Source organism: [Clostridium] aminophilum DSM 10710 (assembly GCF_000711825.1).
Classification (GTDB): Bacteria; Bacillota; Clostridia; order Lachnospirales; family Lachnospiraceae; genus Clostridium_R; species Clostridium_R aminophilum.
On record NZ_JONJ01000010.1, the window covers coordinates 1 to 17,245 of the forward strand.

Genomic DNA, 17,245 nt, shown 5'->3' on the forward strand with positions numbered 1-17,245 from the left:
ATCAATCCTATGGCAGAGTAGCCAAGCCGGGAGGGGATAAACGCTGAAGGCATCTAAGCGTGAAGCCCCCCTCAAGATGAGATATCCCATTCGTAGTAAGACGGTGGTATTAACTGCTTAATTATGATAGTATTTTCGGGTAATGACCATTATAACCAGAAGGTTCTTACGGATCCGGAAAGGTTGGATCGGCGGATGAGCCCGATGGAACAAAACAGGGGGATATGGAATATGAAAAATGGTTTTTTCAGCAGTCTGCCGTTCAGACTCCTTCTCGGACTTCTGATCGGTATCGGTCTGGGACTTGTGCTTGAGAGCTCAGATCAGACAATTGTCGGCGGAGCGGTCCTGAACATCGTGGTAACCGCGAAGTACATCTTGTCGCAGTTTATCGGTTTCTGCGTTCCGCTGATCATCATCGGGTTTATCGCTCCGTCCATCACAAGACTTGGACAGAACGCATCCCGCATGCTGAGAGTTGCGCTGGTCATCGCTTATGTTTCATCCGTCGGTGCAGCGCTGTTCGCAACGGCAGCAGGATACACGATCCTTCCGCATCTGAACATCAATCCGAATGTGGACGGACTGAAAAATGTTCCGGATGTTGTCTTTGCGCTCTCGATCCCTCCGATCATGTCGGTGATGTCTGCGCTGTTCTTTTCGGTTATGGTCGGACTGGCAGCCGCATGGAACAACAGTGAGAATGTAACCGCGATCCTGGAGGAGTTCCAGAAGATCGTCCTCAGCATTGTCACACATTTTGTCATTCCGGTACTTCCGTTCCTGATCGGATGCACATTCTGCACGCTGAGCTATGAGGGAACGATCACAAGACAGCTTCCGATCTTCCTGATCATCATTGTCATCGTTATGGCCGGACATTATATATGGCTGACGCTGCTCTACAGCATCGCCGGCGCCTATTCCGGAAAGAATCCGATGGCGATTCTGAAGAATTACGGACCGGCCTATGTGACCGCAGTCGGAACCATGAGCAGTGCTGCGACACTGTCCGTTGCTCTCAAATGTGCGGAGAAATCGGTTCCGCCGCTGAGAAAGGATATGGTTAATTTCGGCATTCCGCTGTTTGCCAATATTCATCTGTGCGGATCGGTTCTGACAGAGACATTCTTCGTCATGGCGGTATCCAAAATGCTTTACGGCGTTTATCCGGAGCCGGGACAGATGATTCTGTTCTGCCTGCTTCTCGGCGTCTTCGCGATCGGCGCGCCGGGTGTTCCGGGCGGAACGGTTATGGCTTCTCTCGGACTGATCACCGGCGTCCTTGGCTTTGACGAGAACGGAACCGCCCTGATGCTGACTATCTTCGCTCTTCAGGATTCCTTCGGAACTGCCTGCAACGTAACCGGTGACGGTGCGCTGTCATTGATTTTGACCGGCTATGCCGAGAAGCACGCGATCAACGAGAAGGAGACGGAAGACGCGGCAAGAATCAACGCTGAAATTTAAGGAGAAATGAATGGGAACCTGTGAGACCTGTGCGTATTACGCATATGATGAAGACGAGGACGATTATTTCTGTGAGGCCCAGATGGACGAGGATGACTACGCCCGCATTCTGGAAGGCCACTATAAACAGTGTCCGTTTTACCGCAATGACGATGAGTATGCCGTTGTGCGGCATCAGGCGTTCGGAAGGTGACAGGTTCTCCTGACACCGTTGTGCGTGCCGGGAAGATAACCACAAGATATAGTGGTTCACTTTTTCCGGAACATGACTGTGAAAACAGAAAATCAATCAGACACGGCGTGCCGGCTGCGGTGTGCCGTGTTTTTTTGTCCGCTGTCTCGGAATTATTGGTAATAATAGATAAATGCAGTGTTTATGCGGGGATCAGGGACCTTCTCCGTGAAGCCGGACCGGAGCCGATGCGAAAAAAGAACGGGGTTATCGGGCAGAAAACAGGCAAAAACCCATTATACACCATATTGCATAATCAATTCCGGGCAGATACTATATATTGTGTTTTCGGCATTATTTACTATGGACAATGACGGAGGCCGAGACTATAATAAGTGAGGCTCGTTGATGAGCCGTTGGTCCGCGAAAAGTACCGGCACCCGTATACCGTGAACGATGCGGGCGCATTGCGGGAGCGGACCGGAATGAACTGACGAAAAACGGAGGAAATGGAAATGTATGACGAGTATCTGGATGGAAACCTTGGCCTGGAAGAGCAGCAGATCTTTGTAATGAAGCGCTCCGGTGAGAGAGTGCCGTTTAATCCGGAAAAGATCGAACATGCGATCTGTAAGGCAAATAAAGAGGAGGGAATTCTGTCTGAGCGTCTGACCGATGCGCAGATTCACGATGTTGTGACCGGAATTCAGAAGGATGCCCGAAATGCAGGAAGAGATCTTTCCGTGGAAGAGATTCAGGATAAAGTGGAAGATGCACTGATGGGAACCGGAAAACACAAGGTTGCCAGACTGTACATTACCTACCGGTATAAACACAATGAGATGCGCAAGATGAGCGACATTGACCAGAAGATTTCCGGCGTTGTCGAGCGCGACAATGAAGAAGTAAAGCAGGAAAACTCCAACAAGAATCCGACCGTGCTCTCGGTTCAGCGTGATTACATGGCCGGTGAGTGGAGCCGTTATTACACCAACCGTTATCTTCTTCCGGAGGATATCACCACGGCCCACAAAGAGGGTGTGATTCATTTCCACGATGCGGATTACTTTGCACAGCATATGCACAACTGCTGTCTGGTGAATCTGGGTGATATGCTCCAGAACGGCACCTGCATCAGCGGTACACACATTGACACTCCGCACAGCTTTAATACCGCCTGTACGGTTGCATCGCAGATCGTTGCGCAGGTTGCATCCAGCCAGTACGGCGGACAGACGATCACCATGTCTCATCTTGCACCGTTTGTCGATGCCAGCCGTCAGAAGATCGCAAAGCGCCTGAAAGGCGAGTTCGAGGAAGCGGGAATCGAGATCTCCGATGAGAAGTTTAAAATTCTGGTGGAGAAGGAAGTGCGCAAAGAGGTGGAATCCGGATGTCAGACCATTCAGTACCAGCTGATTACGCTTCAGTCCACCAACGGCCAGGCACCGTTTGTCACCGTATTCCTCTATCTTCACGAGGTTCCGGAGGGTCAGACAAGAGATGACCTCGCGATGATCATTGAAGTAATGCTGGAACAGCGAATTCTCGGTGTCAAGGACCGCAATGGAACTTACATCACACCGGCTTTCCCGAAGCTGATCTATGTTCTGCAGGATGACAATGTGGAAGAGGGATCCCGGTATTTCTATCTGACACAGCTTGCCGCAGAGTGCACGGCCAAGAGGATGGTTCCGGACTACATTTCCGAGAAGAAGGCGATGGAGCTGAAGGGCGACTGCTATCCGTGCATGGGCTGCCGTTCCTTCCTGACACCGGACCGCTTTACGGATGCCGGTGTCGGCAACATTGGCCATGCGGGCAATTTTGACGAGACAAAGCACAAGTATTACGGCCGCTTCAATCAGGGTGTGGTTACCATTAACCTGGTGGATGTGGCGTGCTCTTCCGGAAAAGATGAGGAGAAGTTCTGGGAGATCATGAACGAGAGACTGGATCTCTGTCACCGCGCACTCCGTATCCGCCACGAGAGACTTCTCGGAACACCGTCCGACGTCGCTCCGATCCTCTGGCAGGATGGCGCGCTGGCAAGACTTGCGCCGGGCGAGACCATTGACAAACTTCTCTTTGACGGATATTCCACGATTTCTCTCGGATATGCAGGCCTTGCCGAGTGCGTATATTACATGAAGGGAACCTCCCACACCAGTGAGGCGGGCGAGCAGTTCGGCCTGAAGGTGATGCAGGCATTAAATGATGCATGCCAGAAGTGGAAGAAAGAAGAGAACATCGATTATTCCGTATACGGCACACCGCTGGAGTCCACCACCTATAAGTTTGCGAAATGCCTGCAGAAACGCTTTGGCAAGATTCCGCACGTAACGGACAAGAATTATATCACCAACAGCTATCACGTTCATGTGACGGAGGAGATCAACGCATTTGACAAGCTTTCCAAGGAAGCGGAGTTCCAGGTGCTCTCTCCGGGCGGCGCGGTAAGCTATGTGGAAGTTCCGAACATGCAGAACAACCTGAAAGCGGTCCTTGCGATCATGAAGCATATGTACGACACCATTCTCTACGCGGAGCTGAACACCAAGAGCGATCTCTGTGAGGAGTGCGGTTACAACGGAGAGATCCAGATTGTGAAGGATGCCACCGGAAAACTTGTGTGGGAGTGCCCGAACTGCAAGAACCGTGATCAGTCGAAGATGCACGTGGCAAGACGGACCTGCGGTTATATCGGTACACAGTTCTGGAATCAGGGCAGAACCCAGGAGATCGCGGAACGTGTGATGCACGTGTCGGAGAACACACTCTGCAAGTGACCAATGCAACGGTACGGGAGCAGTCTTGACCGTGCAGAAACGGGAAAATAACCGAATTCAAAGGCTTTGAAGGGATTCCTTCGGAGCCTTTTCCCTTGTTTCGTCCCGTTGGCTTTGGGGATTCCATGAAGCTGGGGAACGTTGTATAGTAGAGATAACAGCAGAATTCTTTCGCGGAAAACGCGAAATGCAGAATAACATATTCGAAAAAGGAGGCAGAACGGTATGCATATCGGCGAGATAATCAAGACAGATTGCGCAAACGGAATCGGAATCCGGCTGACTCTTTTTGTGTCCGGCTGCACGAATTGCTGTCCGGGTTGTTTTCAGCCGCAGACGTGGGATTTCAACTATGGAATTCCGTATACGGAAGAGATCGAGCAGAGCCTGATGGATGAGCTGAAAAAGCCGTACTATGACGGAATCACGATTCTCGGCGGAGAACCGTTTGAAATTCCGAATCAGGAAGTGCTGGTCGATCTGATTCTCCGCATACGTGACGAACTTCCGGAGAAGACGATCTGGATGTTTACGGGGTTCACGTATGAGCGGGACCTGGTTCCGGGCGGATGCCGCTACACGAAAGTGACGGATTCCATCCTGGATCACATCGATATTCTTGTCGACGGAAAATTTGTGGAAGAGCAGAAGAACATCACTCTGAAATTCCGTGGTTCGGAAAACCAGCGGATTATCGACATGAAGAAGACAAGAAACCAGGGAATGGTAGTATTGGATCCGCTGAATGACTGAGAACATCCGGAAAGCCCGGAGCACAGCCGGGAAAACCGAGGAGAGTGAAGAATAGCCGGAAACTCCGGGAAAGTACGGAGCAAAGCCGGGAAATCAAGGAAGAACGGAGTACAATCGGGAATAACCGGGAGCAGAAAATCGTGGCGGTCATCCATTGTTCGAAAGGATATCGGACAATGGATGATCGCCACGTTCTTTTTTTGTCCAATAAACTTTTAAAATATTAAATCGATCGCACAAATCAGGATAAAAATAAAAAGCATCGCGACAACTCCATCACAAATAAAGCCGATTTAATCAATCAAAAAAGAAATAAAGTGGATTATATGTGATTTTTATGGCAGGATAAAAGTACAAAAAAGGGTAACGAAAAGTAATTAAGTCCATTTAATGAACATATTATTTACAAAGTTATCATATAATAATTAAATTGAACATAAAAAACAGCAAACTACTCTCCGAAAATGCCGAAGATACTATGAAAGACCGGCACGGATCATGTATGATTCAATCATAAGAAACAGACGCAAAATATGATTGAAATTATGATTCTAAGAAAGGAGGGATTTTATGAAGCTCAGACGATTTTTCCAGAGCCTCATGACTGTTGTGGCAATGACGACAGCGATGACCCTTACCTCCTTTGCGGGCATAAAAGATGCCGGTTTTCTCACTTCAGATAAGAACGGATATGTTTTTAAGTCCATTTCGGGAAGCGATATTTCCGGAAATTATGTACAGGCGGAAAAAGTTTTAAACACAGCTTGCCCGGCAGTAGGAATGACAACACTGGATAAGGTTTACAGCACCGATACCGGAAGTATCCTGATCTCTGCGGAGAGCGCGGAAAAGCTCGATGCGATTCAGAATCAGGTGGATTCATGGATTGCGGACAATATCCGCAACATCGTTCCGCAGGGAACACCGGCTGCAGATATTCCTTACGTAGCCGCTAACTGGGTTGCCGACCGGATGAGTTATGACCGGGCAGCCATCGGAGATTCCGAACTTGCCAGAAGTTATCAGTCAGCGCTCCGGTGTTTTACCGATGGAAAAGGTATCTGCGCAACATACTCATATGCGTTCAATTCCATCGTTTCCGCAGTTCCGGTAGCAAATGGTATCGTGGATTACAACGCATCGAATCCGTCCTATCTTGCGGCACGTTTTGTTTACAATAACGATCACGCATGGTCAGCAGTCAATGACAACGGAATCTGGCGATACTACGATGTATGCAACTACGACGCAAACCGGAATGTTTCATATCTTAACATGAGCCCGGATACCATGAATGCCGGCGGATACGGCAATATCAAAGTTGCTTTCTAATATGCCTACCACTCTTCCTTTTCGATAAAAAACTCTGGGTGCAGGGCCTGACTGATCCCCCCTGATCGGTCAGGTCCTGCCGCATGTCTGTATGATTTTGAAGAATGAAAATCAACTGTTTACGCTCTGAATGTTGTGCGTTATAATAGGCGGAAATACAATTTGCAGAGAAGCAGGAGGAAAGACAATGCAGGAGTTGAAGGACCGCATCCTGAAAGACGGACAGGTTAGACCGGGAAATGTACTGAAGGTGGACAGTTTTCTGAACCATCAGATGGATGTTGAACTGTTGGATCATATCGGGGCGGAATTTTATCGACTCTATAAGGATGCCGGCATCAACAAGATTCTGACAATCGAGGCATCCGGAATCGGCATTGCATGTCTCGTCGCGACTCATTTTCACGTGCCGATGGTATTTGCCAAGAAGGCCAAGAGCATCAACATCGACGGTGATGTATACCATTCCAAGGTGCATTCCTTTACCTACGGAAAGGATTACGATATCACGGTTTCGCAGAAATTCCTGAATAAGGGTGACCGGGTTCTTCTGATCGATGATTTTATGGCGAACGGAAAAGCCATGAACGGACTGATCGATGTCTGCGAACAGGCGGGAGCGGAGATTGCCGGTATCGGAATCTGCATCGAAAAGGGCTTTCAGCCGGGCGGAGAGGATCTTCGAAAGAGAGGGTTCCGTGTGGAGTCCCTGGCAATTGTGGAAAACATGACCGACGATTCCCTGACATTCCGCGAGTAAGAATCTTTCGGTGATGAATGCTTCTTTGTTCGAAAAAAGACGTACACACTCTTAATTTTCCGATTATAATAAAGATATCAGAGTCTTGCGGACGGAATCCTTTCTGCCCCGGGTCCGACGTCAGGTCGTGAATCTGTGACAGAAAGGAACGTCCGTAAGGATATTGTCAATTGCAGTATGGAAAGGAGTGCATTACCAATGGCAGACGTAAAAAAGAATCCATATGCCGGAACAAAGACCGAAAAGAATCTCTGGGAAGCTTTTGCCGGAGAGTCGCAGGCAAGAAACAAATATACTTATTTTGCCTCGGTTGCGAAAAAAGCCGGGTATGAGCAGATTGCGGCGATGTTTCTCAAGACAGCGGACAATGAAAAAGAACATGCGAAGCTCTGGTTTAAGGCGCTGGGTGAGTTAGGCGATACCGAACAGAACCTGGAAGCGGCTGCAGCCGGTGAAAATTTTGAATGGACGGATATGTACGAGCGCATGGCAAAAGAGGCGGAGGAAGAAGGATTCACCGCACTGGCCGCTCAGTTTCGCGGTGTGGCGGCGATCGAGAAGCTTCATGAGGAGCGCTATCGCAAGCTGCTTCATAATGTGAAGGAAAAGGAAGTTTTCGAGAAGAGCGGTGTGACGGTATGGGAATGCCGTAACTGCGGACATGTTGTCATCGGGACCAAGGCTCCGGATGTCTGTCCGGTATGCAATCACCCGCAGAGCTTCTTTGAGGTGCGCGAAGAAAATTATTGATCGTTCCGGAGCAGGAGCCAGCCTGCCCGTTGGACAAAAAAGGTGCTGTGCATCCATGGTTTAGAACCGTGGATGCACAGCACCTTTCGCTTTCCTGTGGAATTACTGCTTTGCAGCGTCGCCGATCAGGGCAACGTAGCCTGCGGTATCTGCCAGAGTCGCACCGGATACGGAATCAACCGCTTTCTCGTTCTTTCCGAGAGCAATGGTCTCATCGATGGTCATTCCGTCGACAGCCTTCTGGATTGCATCATAGTTGTCGTCGATGCGGGTGGTAGCCTTTGCGTGATCGGTCATCAGCTTGCTGTAGTAGTCTGCGCTTGCACGCTTGGAAGCAAGGACAACATCGGCAGCATAGCCATCCGCAAATTCAGCATCGCTGTTCGGAACGCCGACAACAGTAGCATCATCCTTCGGCATGAACTGGAATTCATCGATCCAGCTGAGGATAACCTTGGAACCGTCGGTCAGAACTGCTGCGGTGGAGAAGCCCTTTGTTCCGTGAGCGGCACCGATCTTAAAGTTCAGCTTCAGAGCGGAAGTATCACCGTCATATGCGACAGCCGGTGTCTTCTGAGCAGCCTTTGCCGCGTCTGCGATCGCCTGAAGATAACCTGCGGTGTCAACGAGAGTCGCGCCGGATACCGCGTCAACTGCTTCCTTGCCCTTTGAGGCTGCAGCGTCGATCTCGGAGATGGTCTTGCCTGCAGCAAATGCCTGAATTGCATTATAGTTGTCATCGATGCGGACCGTAGCCTTCGCGTGGTCGGTCATCAGGTTGCTGTAGTAGTCTGCGCTCTCGCGCTTGGAAATGAGAACCTTGCCGTCAGCATATCCTGCTCCGAAATCGCTGTCACTGTTCGGAACGGCAGTAATGCCCTCGGTGCCCTTATCGGTAAACTGATATTCATCAATGTAAGCGGCAACAATCTTGTCACCGGATACAACGGAAGTAACCTGTGCGAAGCACTTTGTGCCGTGAGCGGCAGCGAGAACCTGACCGATCTGAAGACCGCCCTCGACGTTGACTTCCTCGGCTTCTGCTTTTGTCTCTTCCGCAGCGGCAGTCTCTGCAACAGTCTCCTGTGCAGCGGACAGAGTCTCACCGAGAGCCTGCGCAGCAGCTTCCTTTACCGCTGTGCTGGTGATGGTTGCGCCGGATACACCGTCGATATCAGCCTTCCCTGCTGTGCGGAGCTGTGTTGCGAGCTCAGCGAGTGCTGCGCCGCCGATCTCCGGAGTTTCCTTTTCGCCGCTGATCTTAACGTCAACGATCGCGCCGTTCTCTCTGGTAAGTGTTACGGTCACGTCACCGCCGAAACCCTTTGCTGTTCCGGTAAGAACCTCCTGGTTTGCCTTCTTCTGTGCATTGATCTGGTTTCCTGCAAATACGATGGCCGCACCGCAGAGAACCATTGCGGCAGCACCGATTACATGATTCTTCATTACAACCTTCCTTTCATCTTGTGAAATTCAAATAAGCCGGGTCTGAATCTATCGCCATCGGATATCCGGCTGATGCTCAAAAAGCGGAGAATATCCAAAAGAGAGCAGACCTTGGCGGTAGGATTTTATCAGATTTTATGTGGGATGTAAACATATGAGGCACATTTTCACGCTTTGCGCTTCCTTTAGAACAATTCCGGGAGGTAAATGAAGAAAAACGGAAGAAAAAGGAAAGAAGGAATTCATTTCGGATTGGATATTCATGGTATATAATTGTAATCAACGGATCACCGGGAGAGCAGCGCGTTTCCCGCGGAATCATGACAAAAGGAGAGAGGATTATGGAGAAACTGTTTGAGATTTTTCCGGGAGGTCAGTCCGGTGTATTCCGGCTAATTGGCGTCGTAATGACGGTGCTGATCACATTTACGGTACTGAAGGTCAGCGATCAGGCGCTTCAGCGACTGGAAAGAAAGAGGGCGGGGCTTCCTCACAAATTCCTTCACAGTTGTCTGAAGGGTATTATTATGGTGATCGGCCTGTTCGCGATTCTGTCACAGTTTGAGTTTACAAGAGATTTCAGCACGACCATTCTTCAAAGCGGCTCCCTGATCATCGCGGTGGCCACTTTTGCGGCGCAGAAAACACTGGGCAATGTGATCAGCGGATTCTCCATCTCAGCGTCAAAACCGTGCGACATCGGACAGAAGATCCGTGTGGTGTCCGGAGGAACCACCCTTGCGGAAGGACTTGTCCGGGATATGACCATGCGTCATGTTGTGATCGAACAGTATGACGGACAGGCGTGTATTCTGCCGAACAGCGTGATCGACAGTTCCGTGATCGTCAACACGAATTACATCGAGAATGTGGGTAATTTTATGGAATTCGAGATCGCCTTCGGTTCGGATGTGGAAAAGGCGAAAGAGATCATTATGGAGGAGTGCCGGAAAGAGCCGCTTCTGATTGATGTTGACCGGATCAGTGTGCTGGTCAATCGCCTGACGGCCAATGGAATCGTGCTGAAGTTCACGGCCAAGACGAAAGATCTGAATGACAGCTTCCGGGCGTGCAGCAATCTTCGGCAGCATGTAGTGGAGGCGTTTGGCAAAAATGGCATTGAGATTCCGTACCAGACCGTGACCGTGTTACGGGAACAGGCCTGACAGGGGGAATATGGAAGCGATGCCGGAGAAAATCCTTACGGTACAGGAATGGTTTTTTGATAAAAAACTGTGTATCAGGGGAGGGAATCCGGATCGGCCGGGAACAAACGATAACGAGTCGATCGGAGTCGATTCAAAAACGGCGGGAATGGGCGAGATTCATTCCCGCCGTTTTCATGTCATAGAGAAGTGTTTTTCATTTCCCTATGACATGAAAACGCTTCGCGAGGATATACACACCGCTGAGCGGAAGCTGTTACTTTTCGGTGATCAGCAGCGGTTCGGAAGCTCCCGGCAGAAGGGAGGATAATGGAATCAGGGAGTATGGGAACAGGGGACGACCTTGCGGTGTCTGGTTTTTACGGCTGACGTGATAAGCCTGTGATGCACGGAGAAAACGATGACTCAAAATATGCGGAAAAAAGCATAATCATAAAATAACATCGGAAAGAATAAAAGTGAGAAAATAACAGCGAATTGTGTGCATTCTGATGGATAGGACAAGAAATAACAGTGCATATTTATGATATTGCGAAAAAAATATTACATATAATATCGATCAATTGAAAGATAAAAAAGCAAATGCTACTATATTTAATAATGTATTGCTTTTAATTGGATATTTTGAAAAGCATGGACAATTTCGAACGACAGCGGGTGAAAAGATGATCAGGCGAGGACAAGGGATAAAGGCCTGGTTTTGGTATGCTGTTCCGATTATGCTGACGCTTCTGCTTCAGGTCAGCGGTGTCATGAATACGGCGGAGAACACTCTGGAGGATCATTTCTATCAGACGGGAAGCAGGATTTCTCCAAAAATCTACGTGATCGGTATTGATGAAGAATCTTTGGCGGAGTATGGAAGCTTTCATCAGTGGGGAAGAGAAAAAATCGCGGAGATGGTGCGCTATCTGACAAGGGACGAAGCATCAAAACCGGCGGTGATTGCGATCGATGTCGGTTTCTACGGACAAAAAGACGCGGATTCTGACCGTGAACTGACGGAGGCGGTACGGGATGCAGGCAATGTTGTGCTCGTCTCGTCAGCAGCATTCGGCACGGTTCTTCGTGATGAGATAAATGGAACATTTTCCGGCAGGAATCAGGTCATTCTGTATAATGAGCCGTTTCCGGCCCTGAAACAGGCAGCCAGAGCCGTCGGCCATTCCAATGTTCAGACGGATTCGGACAGCTTTGTCCGTCATGCGGCGGGGAATTTGCATTTTTCCGGAGAAACCTATCCGTCTTTTGCTTATCAGATCTATGCACAGTATACCGGGAAGACGGACCGGGACTTTGCCGGAAAAGACCGTGGATTCTACATACGGTATGCGGGAAGACCGCATGATTACTATGGTGCAGTCGGTGCGGGATGTTCATTCCGCAAGGTGCTGAACGGAGAGTATCCATCGGAGGCATTTGCCGGCAATATCGTCCTGATCGGCGCGTATGCGTCCGGAATGCAGGACCAGTATTTCACATCGATCAGCCACGGGACACCGATGTACGGTGTCGAGATTCAGGCAAACATTGTGCAGCAGCTTCTGGACAATGCGGAGGTTCGGGAAATGACGCGGGATATGCGGATCTTCCTGACTATGGCGGCAGGTGTTCTGACCGCTCTTTGTCTCCTGCTTTTGCGGTCGCATGTTTCCATCGGTCTGAGTGGTTTCATGGCAGTCTGCTATCTTCTCGGAATCCGGATCCTTTACCGGGAGAGATTGACGGTGAGTCCGGTGCTATATGTGCCGATGGTTGTGGCGCTTCTTGTTGTCGGCCACATTGCGGTCCGCTATTTTGCGGTATACCGCGAGAAGAAGAAAATGATCGCCGATTACGGCAGATACCTTTCACCGGAGATTGCCGCGGCCATCGCGGATACCGGCAATGATCAGTTTTCGCTGGGTGGGCGGAAAAAGGACATTGCGGTTCTGTTCGTCGATATCCGGAATTTTACGTCTCTGTCGGAAGAATTCCGGCCGGAAAAAGTGGTGGAAATGCTGAACCGGTATCTCGGAATCACGACGGACGGCATACTCCGGAATAAGGGTTCGGTCGACAAATTTATCGGTGATGCGACGATGGGACTCTTCAATGCCCCGCTGGATCTCGAAGATTATACATACCGGGCGGTGTGCGCGGGTCTCTATATGGCGGAGCAGTCGGAACGGCTGAAAAACAGTCTCCCGGATGAGATGAAAGGGAGAGTCGGTTTCGGAATCGGGATCCACTGCGGAGAGGCTATCGTCGGAAATATCGGCACGGACTTCCGGATGGAGTATACCGCCATCGGGGATACGGTGAATACGGCGTCGCGGCTGGAGGGGCAGGCCGGGGCCGGAGAGGTGATCATCAGCCGCGAGGTATATGACAGAGTCTGCAGCCGGATCGAATGTGAGGACCGCGGCATGGTCCGTCTGAAGGGAAAGACGGAGGCCGTTCACATTTTCCGTGCCGTACGTGTAAAAACAGCGTTCTGTTAAAGGAATTGGTTAATGGGACTGCTGTCAGGGAAAGAAAAGTGGAACAATGTTGGGTGGAAAAAAGAGAATAAGAGCCGCAGTTCTTCTGATCTGCGGTGTTTTGATGCTGAATCCGGCAGCAGGGTGTGCCGGACCGAAGAACGGAAATCAGGCGACGGTCTCCAGTGAAGCGGTAGAGCAGGCGGTTGCGAGATGCGCCGTCATTGTCCAGATGACGACGGCCTCCGGGAAAGAGGCTGGAGTCGAGGTGGAGCGGAATCACGGAAGGATCCGTGGATATGCCGGAATGCGCCTTGAGATCGGAGATGTCGTAAAGACGGACCGGGACACGGTGGTGTATCTTCGAATCGATGAAGATAAAAATCTTCGTCTTTCAGCGGATTCCTCCGTAGCGGTGACCGAAGCCGGAAGAGACCGGATCCGGATTCAGGTTGAATCCGGTGAGCTTTTCGTCAATGTTGAGAATAAGCTTGAAGATCACGAGACGATGGAATTCAGTGCCGGATCGACGACCATGAGCATTCGCGGAACGTCCCTGGATATCGGATACACGGATGAGGACGGTCTTCTTCTGATGGTGACGGATGGTCATGTCTCTGTGACGGAAGACGGATCGGGGCGTGAGACCATGGTGAACGGCGGACAGATGACGGAAGTGGAGGCGGATGACCGGACCGGTGAGATCCGGGTGGAAAACTACGAGATCAGCGATCTTCCGAAGAATGTCCTGGTGGAGTTGAAGAACGATGATGCACTTCGGGAACGTGTGCTTTCTTCCATCGCCGAGACAAGCGGAAAATCCGCGGAAGATTTGCGGAAGATCCTGGATCAGAATCTCAGCGCCGTGAAAGGATATGAATTCGGAATTCGTTTTGCCGCATACGCAAAAGATGTTTGGGAGAAATATCGTTCGGGAGATGACCGATATGCCGGAAATGCTGCGGATAGGGGGCCGACCGGAAAAACGGTAAGCGATACCGAAGGCAGAGCGGAGGAAGCGCATCGGACTGCCAATCCGCTGAGTGCGCCGGATTCCGGAAAGACAGAAAAAATGGAAGAGAACGGTCAGGCGGAGATGCCGGACAGGAATGATGAAGTCGGCAGTTCCATAAGACACGAAAATGCCGTAAGCACCGGCAACTCCGGAAGAAACGGCAGGAACGGAGGCGGATCCGCGAATGCCGGAGAGGTGCATTCCGGCAGGGGAACGAAAAAAACGGGAACCGGAAATGATCCGGAGGATAGGCCGGGGAATAAGCCGGGGATAAATCCTGCCGCCGGGGATAAGACAAACGGCTCCGGAACGAAACCGTCCACCGATTCGGAAAGCCGGAATGGCGATCAGAATTCACCAAGCACCGGAAATCCTTCTAATGACGGAAGCGGAACAAACGACGGAAGCAACCCGGGCGGCGGAAGCAGTACAAATGACGGAAGCGCTCCGGGCGGCGGAGGCACTCTGGGCAACGGAAACACTTCGAACAGTTCCGGAGGTGTACCGGCGGATTCGGGATATTCCATTGACCGGAACCGGATTGTCACTGTTTACGGAGAGAACGTCAATGTCCGGAATCTGATCGAGTTTATGCGGGAAAAACAGGCGATCAGCATGATCTGTACGGGAGGCCGACTGAAAGGATGGCCGGAGGATTCGGGTTTTTATAAGGCAATCAACGACGGTCATAGCTACAATCACGTTGTGGACTTCAACAACCGCACGTATGATCTTGAGTACAGCGAAGAAGGCCTGCAGATCTGGTTCCCGGATTCGGATGAGGTATTCGATGATATCGGAAATTTCGCGGATCAGACGACAGCCGCCGGTAACAACGCAACGCACAACCAAATCCTGACCTCACATATCGCAGCTCCGGCGGGATATGCCGCAAGGAGTGCGATGAATCTTCTGACAGGGATGGAAAAAGGATCTTCTCCGGCTGAAGCGGGAGAACCGTATGCGGGCAGGACAGCCACAAAGGATACGCCGGATGGAGTCGAACCGGAGCTTTCAAACGATGGAGGTGCCGTGGCACCGGATCTTCAGCAGGGTGAAACTGTAGCAGACAGTGAAAATGAAACCGCGGACGGCGGAAAAGCAGTCACCGACAGCGGAAATGAAACCGCGGACAGCGGAAAAGCAGTCACCGACAGCGGAAATGAGACAGCGGACGGCGGAAAAGTAGTCACCGATAGCGGAAATGAAACCGCGGACGGCGGAAAAGCAGTCACCGACAGCGGAAATGAAACCGCGGACAGCGGAAAAGCAGTCACCGACAGCGGAAATGAGACAGCGGACGGCGGAAAAGTAGTCACCGATAGCGGAAATGAAACCGCGGACGGCGGAAAAGCAGTCACCGACAGCGGAGGTGAAACTGCGGACGGCGGAAAAGCAACCAAAGACAGTGGAAATGAAACTGCGGACGGTTGGATTGCAGCCGCAACCGGAGAAAAAACGGAACGATCGGACGAAGACGGTCCGGTGGAAGCCGGCTCTGCTTCGGAGGGAAATGTCGGTTATGAGAACGACGATTCTTACGGAGCAGGAAATGCATCCCCGGATACCGGTGAGGATATGCGGAGATGAAACACCGGTAACGGGGAAAATACGAGGAGACAGCTTTTGTAACTATAGTTCAGTGGTCAGACCATTGACAAGTGCATCACGGTGTTCTAATATATCAGACTGAGCAATGCACATTCGATCGGGAACGCGCACTCGCGCGCTCCCGATTTTTATCATTTGAAGATCTGGTGTAACCTCACAGGATGCGGGAATTCTGCTCAGAAACGGGAGAAACAGGTCGCAGAAGACGGACGGTGGATTTGTCAGACTGCGGACTTTGTTCGATTGGAGGAAATTTGTATGAAGTACATGAAACAGTTCGGCGTTATCCTCGCAACAACATGTGTCGGAGAATTTCTGCATTATTTTATTCCCCTGTCCATTCCCGGATCGATTTACGGACTTGTTCTGATGTTTATTCTTCTGATGCTGCATGTGATTCCGCTGGAAGACGTAAAAGAGACGGCGGAGTTTCTGATCGAGATCATGCCGGTCATGTTTATTCCGGCTGCGGTCGGTCTTCTGGAATCCTGGGACCAGCTTCGGCCGATCGTCATTCCGGTTCTGGTAATCACCGTGTTCTCTACTTTTCTTGTTATGGTGGTAACCGGTAAAGTGACGGAGTTTGTAATTCATCACACGCATACTGCGGGAAAAAAAGATAAGAGCGGAAAAGAGGGAGGTATGTCATGAATGATCTGATTGCCAGCTCCGCCACGTTCGGCGTGGTTCTGAGTCTGATTGCCTATGGATTCGGTGTTCTCATAAAGTTCCATTTTCATAAGAACTGGCTGAATCCGCTTCTGATCTCGGTTGTCATCACGATGAGTGTGCTGTCCGTGACGGGAATCAGCTATGAAAATTATCATAAGAGCGCCGCGTATCTGAGCTACCTTCTCACACCGGCGACGGTTGCTCTTGCGATTCCGCTGTATGTGCAGCTTGAACGTTTGAAGGAAAATGTGGTCGCTATCCTGTGTGGACTTGTGGCGGGCGCAGTGACCAGCATGGGGTGTATTCTGGCGTTGGCGGCAGTGTTTAAACTCAGTCATGCGGAGTATGTGACCCTTCTTCCGAAGTCCATCACAACAGCGATCGGAATGGGCGTAACGGCAGAACTCGGCGGTTATGTAACCATCACGGTTGCCGTGATTGTGATCACCGGAATTCTGGGAAATGTCTCCTGTGATTTCGTTTGCAGGATGTTTCACATCGTGGATCCGGTCGCCAAGGGACTTGCCATCGGCGCGGCGAGCCATGCCATCGGTACGTCCCGCGCGATGCAGATCGGTGAGCTGGAAGGTGCGATGAGTTCACTCGCAATCGTGGTTTCGGGGATTCTGACCGTAATTGGCGCGTCATTTTTTGCAATGCTGTATTAAGAAAAAAACGGAGATCGGGGGCCGCTTTTTCGTGCGGTTCTCAGTTTTCAACCATCATCATTCAGCGATATCATCATCCGACTTGGGAAGCCGCATGGTCAGAAGCCATGCGGCTTTTCACGTCTGCAGGCATATTTTTCGGATATGCGTTATAATGGAGCATATAGAAAAATAGAAAA

14 protein-coding genes and 1 rRNA gene are annotated in these 17,245 nt (G+C 50.6%); 14 read left to right on the plus strand and 1 reads right to left on the minus strand.

Annotated features, from left to right (window positions below; all coding sequences use genetic code 11):
• The 8 genes from BR86_RS16195 to rbr form a co-directional block, all read left to right on the plus strand.
• Window positions 1-191, plus strand: a 23S ribosomal RNA gene (locus tag BR86_RS16195); the annotation flags it as partial.
• Between the two features lie 40 nt (window positions 192-231).
• Complete coding sequence (locus BR86_RS0108095) at window positions 232-1,470, plus strand: dicarboxylate/amino acid:cation symporter (RefSeq protein WP_031472879.1); 1,239 nt, start codon at window positions 232-234, stop codon at window positions 1,468-1,470.
• A gap of 10 nt (window positions 1,471-1,480) precedes the next feature.
• Window positions 1,481-1,663 (plus strand): DUF6472 family protein, encoded by a 183-nt coding sequence (locus tag BR86_RS0108100; protein WP_031472881.1) that lies wholly within the window; start codon window positions 1,481-1,483, stop codon window positions 1,661-1,663.
• Window positions 1,664-2,205: 542 nt separating this feature from the next.
• Window positions 2,206-4,431 carry an anaerobic ribonucleoside-triphosphate reductase gene (nrdD, locus tag BR86_RS0108105; RefSeq protein ID WP_031472883.1) on the plus strand — a complete coding sequence of 742 codons (2,226 nt, stop codon included), beginning with the start codon at window positions 2,206-2,208 and terminating at the stop codon, window positions 4,429-4,431.
• Window positions 4,432-4,656: 225 nt separating this feature from the next.
• Window positions 4,657-5,184, plus strand: coding sequence for an anaerobic ribonucleoside-triphosphate reductase activating protein (gene nrdG, locus BR86_RS0108110; RefSeq protein WP_031472885.1), 528 nt, complete (start codon window positions 4,657-4,659; stop codon window positions 5,182-5,184).
• Window positions 5,185-5,754: 570 nt separating this feature from the next.
• Window positions 5,755-6,516 carry a transglutaminase domain-containing protein gene (locus BR86_RS0108115; protein WP_031472887.1) on the plus strand — a complete coding sequence of 254 codons (762 nt, stop codon included), beginning with the start codon at window positions 5,755-5,757 and terminating at the stop codon, window positions 6,514-6,516.
• Between the two features lie 187 nt (window positions 6,517-6,703).
• Window positions 6,704-7,276 (plus strand): xanthine phosphoribosyltransferase, encoded by a 573-nt coding sequence (locus BR86_RS0108120; protein WP_031472889.1) that lies wholly within the window; start codon window positions 6,704-6,706, stop codon window positions 7,274-7,276.
• A 198-nt stretch (window positions 7,277-7,474) separates the two neighbouring features.
• A complete protein-coding gene (gene rbr / locus BR86_RS0108125; protein ID WP_031472891.1) occupies window positions 7,475-8,026 on the plus strand; it encodes a rubrerythrin in 552 nt (183 codons plus the stop codon).
• 102 nt (window positions 8,027-8,128) lie between these two features.
• On the opposite strand, the gene BR86_RS0108130 is transcribed toward rbr, so the two are convergent.
• Window positions 8,129-9,472, minus strand: a complete 1,344-nt coding sequence (locus tag BR86_RS0108130; RefSeq protein ID WP_031472892.1) for an FMN-binding protein — start codon at window positions 9,470-9,472, stop codon at window positions 8,129-8,131.
• A gap of 341 nt (window positions 9,473-9,813) precedes the next feature.
• Here BR86_RS0108130 and BR86_RS0108135 point away from each other — a divergent pair, with 341 nt between their 5' ends.
• From BR86_RS0108135 to BR86_RS0108160, 6 genes are all read left to right on the plus strand, one after another.
• The gene (locus BR86_RS0108135; RefSeq protein ID WP_031472893.1) at window positions 9,814-10,638 is read left to right on the plus strand and encodes a mechanosensitive ion channel family protein; all 825 of its coding nucleotides are present in this window, start codon (window positions 9,814-9,816) and stop codon (window positions 10,636-10,638) included.
• 19 nt (window positions 10,639-10,657) lie between these two features.
• Entirely contained in the window at window positions 10,658-10,948 is a 291-nt protein-coding gene (locus BR86_RS0108140; protein WP_143099348.1) for a hypothetical protein, read from the plus strand.
• A 355-nt stretch (window positions 10,949-11,303) separates the two neighbouring features.
• Window positions 11,304-13,121: a CHASE2 domain-containing protein gene (locus BR86_RS0108145; protein WP_081844196.1), complete on the plus strand. Its 1,818-nt coding sequence runs from the start codon at window positions 11,304-11,306 to the stop codon at window positions 13,119-13,121.
• Window positions 13,122-13,167: 46 nt separating this feature from the next.
• Window positions 13,168-15,705, plus strand: a complete 2,538-nt coding sequence (locus BR86_RS0108150; RefSeq protein ID WP_031472899.1) for a FecR domain-containing protein — start codon at window positions 13,168-13,170, stop codon at window positions 15,703-15,705.
• A gap of 279 nt (window positions 15,706-15,984) precedes the next feature.
• On the plus strand, window positions 15,985-16,377 hold the full coding sequence (locus tag BR86_RS0108155) for a CidA/LrgA family protein (protein ID WP_031472901.1): 393 nt from the start codon (window positions 15,985-15,987) through the stop codon (window positions 16,375-16,377).
• Window positions 16,374-17,066: an LrgB family protein gene (locus BR86_RS0108160; protein WP_031472903.1), complete on the plus strand. Its 693-nt coding sequence runs from the start codon at window positions 16,374-16,376 to the stop codon at window positions 17,064-17,066. Before BR86_RS0108155 ends, BR86_RS0108160 begins: the two co-directional genes overlap by 4 nt.
• Window positions 17,067-17,245: the final 179 nt, after the last annotated feature.